The following is an 8,777-nucleotide window of genomic DNA, read 5'->3' on the forward strand; positions in this document are numbered from 1 at the left end:
CTCTAGTCTCGGTGGTTTAGTGGATTATGAAACCCAAAAGAAACTTGGCGATCGCCTAGGTTGGCGGAAGGAAGGTCAATGGCTCAATTATGAGCAACTAAACTTTGAATTAGAGCCGAATTCTCCCCTCGGTCATTTACCGGTTCATTGGTTGATTTTTGAGGAAAATCTTTGTTATCCATCTGCCGAGGTGGCTGACCATCAAAACTCCGTGGCTTTCTGGAGAGTTGGTCATTGGTTATTATGGCAACTTCACCTCGTTTTCAGCAAAATTCAAGCCTGTGGAATTATTCCTCTGTCTGACTTTTAAAGCGATTATCCTATTAAAACCTGATTTGCTATCACTACCAATTTCTTGACCGATAGTTAACTCTTAATCAGAAAAATATCGCCAAAAAATCCCCCCTTTTTACTGGAAACAAAAAGGGGAGAAAATATTAGATAGCTTTACGATTCAGCCATCCATTCCGTATGGAAAAACTCACCTCTGGGTTTATCGGTACGTTCATAGGTATGAGCGCCAAAATAATCCCGTTGTGCTTGGGTGAGATTTTGCGGTAAATTGGCCCGACGATAACTATCAAAATAGTCCAAAGAAGAACTAAAAGCCGGGACGGGAATTCCCAACTTATTAGCCAAGACTAACACTTCACGCCAAGCTTCTTGGCGATCGAGGATACTTTGCTTAAATTCCGGCGCTAACAACAAATTCGGCAGGCCCGGATTTTCCGCAAAAGCCTTGCGAATTTTATCCAAGAAACCGGCCCGAATAATACAGCCGCCCTTCCAGATGCGGGCCGATTCCGGCAGACTGATATTATAGTTAAATTCCTGAGAAGCCTTAGCGATTAAAGCCATACCCTGGGCATAGGAACACATTTTCGAGCAGTAAAGAGCATCACGCACCTTATCCACAAATAGTGCCGCATCCCCCGGATAGGTTTCCCCAGGTCCGGGTAACTCTTTTGCGGCTGCCACCCGTTCATCCTTATAAGCGGACATCACGCGAGCATTAACCGCAGCATAAATAGTCGGAATTGACACCCCCAACTCCAAGGAACTTAACACGGTCCAGCGTCCGGTTCCCTTTTGTCCCGCCGAATCCAAGATTAAATCTACCAGATGATGACCGGTTTCCGGGTCAACATACTTAAAGATATCGGCGGTAATTTCAATTAAATAAGAATTAAGCTCATCGGTGCGATTCCACTCGGTGAAAGTTTCCTGTAACTGCTGATTGCTTAGTCCTAGACCATTTTTCAGCACATCGTAGGCTTCCGCAATTAACTGCATATCGCCGTACTCGATGCCATTGTGAACCATTTTCACATAATGGCCCGCACCCCCGGGTCCCACGTAGGTGACACAGGGACCATCATCGACTTGGGCGGCAATTTTGGTTAAAATCGGCTCTAATTCCCGATAGGCGAACTCTGTACCCCCCGGCATCAGGGAAGGGCCGTGCAGAGCGCCTTCTTCGCCACCACTGACCCCCATCCCAACAAAACCCAGTTTAGTGGTCGATTCTAGGTCGCGGGTGCGTCTTTCCGTGTCCTCGTAGAGGGAGTTACCGCCATCGATAATCATATCTCCTTCTTCGAGAAGGGGTTTTAATTGTTCAATCACGGCATCCACCGGCGGGCCAGCTTTTACCATGACCAGAATTTTGCGGGGACGCTCTAAAATTTGGACGAATTCTTCTAAACTATAGGCCGCCTTGACATCTTTGCCGACGGCGCGAGTTTCCATAAATTCTTGAGTTTTGCTGGCGGTGCGATTGTAAACAGCGATGGGAAAACCCCGACTCTCCACATTGAGAGCGAGATTTTCTCCCATGACAGCTAGTCCGATAACACCGAAGGTACGTTTAGTCATAGAAATTCAGTCTCAGCTGATGCGTTCTTCCTCCCCTTTTAGCGCCTACTTTCCCTAAGATAGCTAAACTTTCCCTATTTCTTAAGCCTTGACTAATCAGTGATCAGTGATCAGTAATCAGTAATCAGTGATCAGATTTGGGTTTTCAGTGACCGGCATTGAGTGAGGAGTGTGACAGCGTTTCTCCTCAAGATGAAGTGTAACCTAAGTAGATAGGTATTAAAAACTTTCAGATCCCCCCGCCTATCGGCACCCCCCTTATCAAGGGGGGCAGGGGGGATCGAACCTAAAATCCATTTTTAATTTAATTATAACCAGCTACTTAATTTGGTATCATCCCCAGACGACTGGCTACTGTTGCCTGTTCCCTAAAACCAGAGACTTCCTACCTCACCATTAAGATAACTGCTATAAATGGCATTAACAGTGCTGTGTTTTCACTGATGACTGAAAAACCCCCAAGCGCAGAAAAGTTAATGCTAATGTTAAATTAAATTAAGAAAATCCCCATTCTTCCTCGGCTTATATGCAGTTAACTTGGCTTGATAGTAATTCTTGGTTAATCGAAATCGGGGGAAAACGCCTGCTTCTCGATCCTTGGTTGGTAGGTTCCCTGACTTTTGGTAATTTAACTTGGCTATTTGAGGGCAAAAAAACCGCTAATCATGCCATTCCCGAAAATATCGATCTGATTCTTCTCTCCCAAGGTTTGGAAGATCACGCCCATCCTCCTACTTTACAGGTACTCGATCGCCAAATTCCCGTGGTAGCTTCTCCTAATGCCGAAAAAGTGGTTCGAGCGCTTAATTATACCCATCTCATCCCTTTAACCCACGGCTCTAGTTATATCTTTGACAATGCGATCGAAATTACTGCTGTCCCCGGTTCTCCAGTCGGGCCGACTCTGGTGGAAAATGGTTATGTTATCAAGGAATTAGCGACAAATCAGAGTATCTACTACGAACCCCACGGTTATCATTCTCCTAGCCTCGATTCTCTCGGTAAAATTGATGTTATTATCACTCCTTTGATTGACTTAAAAATACCTTTCCTCGGACCGGTAATCAAAGGACAAGAAAGCGCCTTAGCAGTCTGTCAACGCTTGCAGCCTCAATATATTATTTCTACGGCTGCCGGTGGTGATATCGAGTTTAAAGGGTTATTGATGGCGGTGTTAAGTGCTGAGGGTAGTCCCGAATCTTTTCAAGAATTATTAACATCCCATGACTTGCCGACAAAGGTAATTGATCCTCGTCCTTGGCAACCTTTTACAGTGGAATTAGGCGAGTGCGTTTCTGGTTTGAGCTAATCTGAGTTAAGGGAAGAATAGAAAAAAGTTAAAACTTTCTTCCCGATTTTTATCTAAAAAAGTAGAATTTTTGTTATATCTTTGCTGGCTACAGATAACATTAATTGTTTGAAAAAACTGGCTCTCTTGCATATTGGATGTAAAATGGGTAAGACCCCACACCCCACACCCTGCCCCCAGGAAAAACTTTTTGCCGCAAACCCTAATTAAAAGTGGTTCTTCTCTGCTAAATTTTCTATGAATCAGTTGCCCTTATTTTCTCAATCAAAATCAGTGCGAGACTTTTATCAACCTGATGCCGAAATAATTCTTTATCAAGGAGATACCAATAATTTTATCAAGACTATACCAGATAATTCTGTGAGCTTGATTATTACTTCTCCTCCCTACAATTTAGGAAAAGACTACGAAAAAAAAATCTCTTTGGATACTTATCTGGAAACCCAAACCAAAATTATGCGAGAATTCTCTAGAATCTTGCAAGATAATGGCAGTATTTGCTGGCAGGTGGGAAATTTCGTTCAAGAGGGAGAAGTTTATCCTTTAGATATTTTTTATTATCAGCTATTTAAACAAATGGGCTTCTTTTTAAGAAATAGAATTGTCTGGCATTTTGGCCATGGACTACATACCTCTAAAAGATTTTCTGGCAGGTATGAAACTATTTTGTGGTTGACAAAAACCGATAAATATATCTTTAATCTTGATCCAGTGAGAATCCCCGCTAAATACCCTGGTAAGCGCCATTTTAAAGGTAAAAATATCGGTAAACCCTCTGGTAATCCTTTAGGGAAAAATCCCAGCGATGTTTGGGAGTTTTTAGCACAAGAATGGGATGAGTTACTATGGGATATTCCTAACGTTAAATCTAATCATCCAGAGAAAACTATTCATCCTTGTCAATATCCAATCGAATTAGTAGAAAGATGTGTTTTAGCCTTGACAAATGAGGGGGATTGGGTTTTCGATCCTTTTGCCGGGGTCGGAACTTCTCTGATTGCTAGTATTATGCACAATCGTCGAGTGATGGGGAGTGAAAAAGAAGCAGAATATGTGAAAATTGCCAGGGAAAGAATCGCAGCTTATTTGCAAGGAAATCTCAAAATTCGTCCTTTAGGAAAACCTATTCATCAACCTAATGGTAAGGAAAAAGTTGCTCAAATTCCCCAAGAATGGCACAATAATATATAGGAAGTAACACTCAATCTCCCCAGGAGAGTACAGGTTTTTGCTCTCATATCCTTGGGTTTTAATGCTTACTGCCGTCTAACCCATCCTGCAATGATTGATAAGTTTTTTTGTCACCATTTTTAGAGAAAACTTTGCAGAATTGTGGCGGTTTCTTGACCGGTTTTTTCCCAACTAAAAAGCTCGGCGCGTTGGCGACTCAAGGATTTTAATTTAAGACGTAATTGTTCATCGGTGGCGATTTGCTGCATTGCCTCTCTCATCTCATAGATACTATAGGGATTAATTAAAATTGCCGCCTCTCCTGTGACTTCCGGGAGAGAGGAAAGATTAGAAGTAATCACAGGAGTTCCACAGGCGATCGCTTCTAGTACAGGTAATCCGAAACCTTCCCAAAGGGAAGGATAAACTAAAGCAGTTGCTTGGTTTAAAAGTTGCGGCAATTCTTCATAGGAAACATAGTTTAAAAATTGCACCCGTTGAGAGATTGATAATGCTTCTACCTGTTGCTGCAGAGCCGGGGTAAAACGGGGGTCAAATTGACCGACAATTAATAATTGATATTCGGGATCAATTTGGGAAAAAGCAGTAATTAAACGACCGAGATTTTTATGAGGATCATAACGACCAAGATAGAGAAAATAGGGACGAGTCGCCAGATTTAGAGGACGAAAATTATCAGAATCATATCCAGAAAGAATCACGGTTATTTTGTCAATAGGTATCTTAAAAAACTTATTAATATCGGCGGCAGTTGCTTGGGAAACAGCGATAATATGTGTGGCTTTTTTCAGGACTTGGGGTAAATAGTATTTATTATAAAAAGTTAGCGGAGAAAATTTCGGGAACCGCAGGGGAATTAAATCATGAACTGTGACAATATAGCGGCAATTTCCATAAATAGGTGCTTCGGGAATGGGGGTAAATAGTAGGGAAGACTTTAATTGTTGATAGGTTTGATAGAGTTGGGTTTCTGTCCAAATTAAGCGCCTAATATTGCCTTTGGTTCCCTGCTCTTGGGTGAGGTTTGCCGAGACAGGATAGGTGTTAAAATCTGGGTAACTATTAGAAGTGATTAGGGTAGGATTTAAGTTGGCTAATTGGGGAATGAGATTTTTAGTATAGGTAGTCAATCCAGTATATTTAGTACCGAGAAAAGCGAGATTGATTAATAATTGATGATTCCTATTCATAGATATTAGCTAGTTAAGTAGGTAGGTGTTAAAAGTTGTCAGACACCCCCCTTATCAAGGGAAGATTAAGGGGTGATCAGCACCCCCCTTATCAAGGGGGGATTAAGGGGGGATCGGCACCCCCCTTCCCTTATCAAGGGGGGATTAAGGGGGGATCCATCTTCAATTTAATTATAAATACTTACTTATTATAAAAGAGAACGATAAGCTTTTATAGTAGCTTGTGCGGTTTTTTGCCAAGAGAATTTTGTCGCTTGTTTTTTTCCTTTCGTGATTAATTCTTGACGGAGAGAGGTATCACTAATAACTTGATAGATTGCCGCAGCAATTTCTAGGGGATTATCCGGATTAATTAATATTGCCGATTCTCCCGTGACTTCGGGTAAGGATGCAGTATTAGCAGTTACCACGGGACAACCTAAAGTCATCGCTTCTAAAACTGGTAATCCAAAACCTTCGTAAAAAGAAGGATAGACAAAAACATCAGCTTTTTGATAATAATCCGCAACTAAGTCATCAGCAAGATAATCAAGATGTTGGATACTATCTCGAAAGGGAGACTGAGATATTTTATCAAAAATTGGTTGATACTTCCATCCTTTTTTGCCAATCAGAATCAGATTATGGTCTAATTTATACCTGTCCTTGAGATAGTTAAAAGCACTGATAAGATTAATAATATTTTTTCGTGGTTCTAGGGTACTAACAAAGAGTAAATAGGGTTTAGTGATAGTTAGATATGAGGGAGAATTGGGGAGGTAAGAATAACGACTTGCGAGGGGAGTAACAAAAATTTTCTCTGGGTTCACATCTAAATATTCAATAATATCTCGTTTGGTACTTGCGGAGTTAGCAATAACTAAATCTGTCCATTGTAGAGATTGTTTAATGCGTTGGGTGTAGGTTTTGACAATCCCCGTGACAAACTCAGGATATTTCATAAAAGTAACATCATGAATAGTCATAACTTGACGACTCTGACGACAAGGATACACCACATGATCCAATCCGTGGAGAATATCGGGAGAATCAAGAAAGTTTTCTAGATAGGAAATTAGAGGATTAGGAAATTGGGTTAAGATATTGCTAAGACTGACGGGAATTGGTAAACATTTAACCTCTGGATAGGATTGCAGTTTTTCGGGGATAGAAAGATTACCCCGCAGCCAGTTTTTTACCGATGGTTGAAAACAGAGGGACAGGGAAAAGTTTTCTTGGTTTTGTAATTTAGCTAATTCGGCAATCAGGTGATAAGCATATAATCCAATTCCACTAGGATTTTGTCTTATCGGTGTACCATCAACTAAAATTTTAAGCATTTGTGGTTAGATGAGATTGACGGGATAGATATTTTTAAAATTACAGATTCAATTGTCAATTTTGCTCGCTTAGGACAAGATTAAAATCGGCAATAAACTCCACCCTAATAGTTAATCTTACCCTATAACGTCCCTAAATAGCGGCCTTTTTTGGCTAGGTTACAGCCAATACTCAATTTATCGGGCAATTTTTTCGATTATTGTCCCCTCACCTACCCTACTACTATGATTGTCAACGGGTACTTATAAGCTAAGACCTATTTTAATCGCCTATCCTTAGATTAGCTGCATCTCCTTGACGAGAAACGCTGTAATTAGTTATAATTACGGAAGAATAGCTTCCCCGTACTTGTGGTGAGCGGAGATTTCTCAAAGGTTATCTCAGGGATGGCTTAGTCCCCTACAGAACAACCAACATCGGGTAAGGCCGAAAAATCTTGATTAACTAATGTTTTCAGTTTTCTTGTTTTCGGTTAAGATGGTCTGATGATTTAGTAACTTGGCAGTAACGTATGAGTAACAAAAAGTTAACCATCACCCTAGCTCTCACTGTTGGTTTTGTTAGTCCAGCCGCTCCGATATTAGCCGCTAATATTTCTACCACCGTTCTCGCAAGCGGTTTAAATAATCCTCGGGGCATGACCTTCGGTCCTGATGGCCAGCTTTATATCGCCCAAGCAGGAAGAGGTGGTAACGGAACTTGTATTTTGTCAGGAGGTCAAAGTCAAGTTTGCTACGGACCCACTAGTGCAATCGCTCGTTTGAATACAACCACGGGAGCAACGGAGGTCTTGATCGATAATTTACCGTCCTTGGCTCAACAACCATCAGGCAATGAAGGTACTGGTCTTCAAGACCTTTACTTCGACCAATCAGGGCAGCTATTCGGTATTATCGGTTTGGGAACTAATCCAGATGTTAGGGATAATACTTTAAGCGTTTCTGCCTTTGGACAGGCGATCGCCATCAACCTCACTGGAACACCTAGTTGGTCGCCCGTAGCAGATTTAGCCAATTTTGAGAGAAATAATAATCCTGATAGGGATGAAGTTGATAGTAATCCCTACTCCCTCGTTGTGCAAAATGGTGTTATTTATGCCACCGACGCGGGGGGAAATTCCTTGCTCAGAGTTGATGGCAACGGGGCTATAACAGCGATCGCTGCTTTTCCTGTTCGCTCAGTTACACCACCACCCTTTATCCCTAATTTACCGAATCCTTTTCCTATGCAAGCCGTACCCACAGGGATGGCTATTGGTCCGGACAATCAACTCTATATCGGGCAACTTACTGGATTTCCTTTTCCCGTTGGTGGGGCTAATGTTTATCGGTTTAATGGCACCAATTTAGAAGAATTTGCGACAGGTTTTACTAATATCATTGATCTTGCTTTCGCCCCCGATGGTAGTTTATATGTTCTAGAATATGCTAGTAATTTTCTGGCAGGAGATTTTAGTGGTCAGCTTTGGAGAATAGCACCTAATGGGACTCGTCAAAGTATTTTAGACGAGGGTTTATCCTTTCCCACGGGTTTAGCAATTGGGGATGATGGAGCTATCTATGTTGCCAATCAAGGCTTTGTGGGCGGACAGGGGCAAATTTTAAAGATAACTTCAACCCCAGAAATGACCTCGGTGATCGCTTTAGGAGTTACTGCACTAATGGGTTTACGATTACGCTCTAAAAAAAAGTCAACTTCTTTGTAACCGTTCGGGGGGGGGCGAAATCTGGCAATCTGAGAGATATCGCTCTTGGAGGGAGTCTGGCAAAAGTCTTACAGTCTCTAAACTCTAGCTCTCTTATGGGGTAAGCCTTCAAGCTATCGCTAACTAACAGAAACCCGAAATTTGAGTTTTTATTAGAAAAAAAGTTAGCGATCACTTGTCAACCAAG

6 protein-coding genes and 1 pseudogene are annotated in these 8,777 nt (G+C 41.6%); 4 read left to right on the forward strand and 3 right to left on the reverse strand.

Annotated features, from left to right (window positions below):
* A pseudogene (locus tag PX482_RS21205) lies at nucleotides 1-310 on the forward strand (GUN4 domain-containing protein); the annotation flags it as partial.
* A 137-nt stretch (nucleotides 311-447) separates the two neighbouring features.
* Here PX482_RS21205 and gnd read toward each other — a convergent pair.
* A complete protein-coding gene (gene gnd, locus PX482_RS21210; protein WP_002761470.1) occupies nucleotides 448-1,875 on the reverse strand; it encodes a decarboxylating NADP(+)-dependent phosphogluconate dehydrogenase in 1,428 nt (475 codons plus the stop codon).
* A gap of 526 nt (nucleotides 1,876-2,401) precedes the next feature.
* On the opposite strand from gnd, the gene PX482_RS21215 reads away from it, so the two are divergent.
* Both PX482_RS21215 and PX482_RS21220 read left to right on the forward strand, forming a co-directional pair.
* A complete protein-coding gene (locus tag PX482_RS21215) occupies nucleotides 2,402-3,184 on the forward strand; it encodes an MBL fold metallo-hydrolase (protein ID WP_002761468.1) in 783 nt (260 codons plus the stop codon).
* 237 nt (nucleotides 3,185-3,421) lie between these two features.
* Nucleotides 3,422-4,375, forward strand: coding sequence for a DNA-methyltransferase (locus PX482_RS21220; protein ID WP_002761465.1), 954 nt, complete (start codon nucleotides 3,422-3,424; stop codon nucleotides 4,373-4,375).
* Nucleotides 4,376-4,494: 119 nt separating this feature from the next.
* Here PX482_RS21220 and PX482_RS21225 read toward each other — a convergent pair whose 3' ends face one another.
* Both PX482_RS21225 and PX482_RS21230 read right to left on the reverse strand, forming a co-directional pair.
* Nucleotides 4,495-5,565, reverse strand: a complete 1,071-nt coding sequence (locus PX482_RS21225; protein WP_002761464.1) for a glycosyltransferase family 4 protein — start codon at nucleotides 5,563-5,565, stop codon at nucleotides 4,495-4,497.
* A 188-nt stretch (nucleotides 5,566-5,753) separates the two neighbouring features.
* A complete protein-coding gene (locus tag PX482_RS21230; RefSeq protein ID WP_002761463.1) occupies nucleotides 5,754-6,884 on the reverse strand; it encodes a glycosyltransferase family 4 protein in 1,131 nt (376 codons plus the stop codon).
* 512 nt (nucleotides 6,885-7,396) lie between these two features.
* Here PX482_RS21230 and PX482_RS21235 point away from each other — a divergent pair.
* The gene (locus PX482_RS21235) at nucleotides 7,397-8,590 is read left to right on the forward strand and encodes a ScyD/ScyE family protein (RefSeq protein WP_002761460.1); all 1,194 of its coding nucleotides are present in this window, start codon (nucleotides 7,397-7,399) and stop codon (nucleotides 8,588-8,590) included.
* The last annotated feature ends 187 nt before the right edge of the window (nucleotides 8,591-8,777 follow it).

The organism is Microcystis sp. M53602_WE12 (genome assembly GCF_030065455.1).
In the GTDB taxonomy this organism is placed as follows: domain Bacteria; phylum Cyanobacteriota; class Cyanobacteriia; order Cyanobacteriales; family Microcystaceae; genus Microcystis; species Microcystis aeruginosa.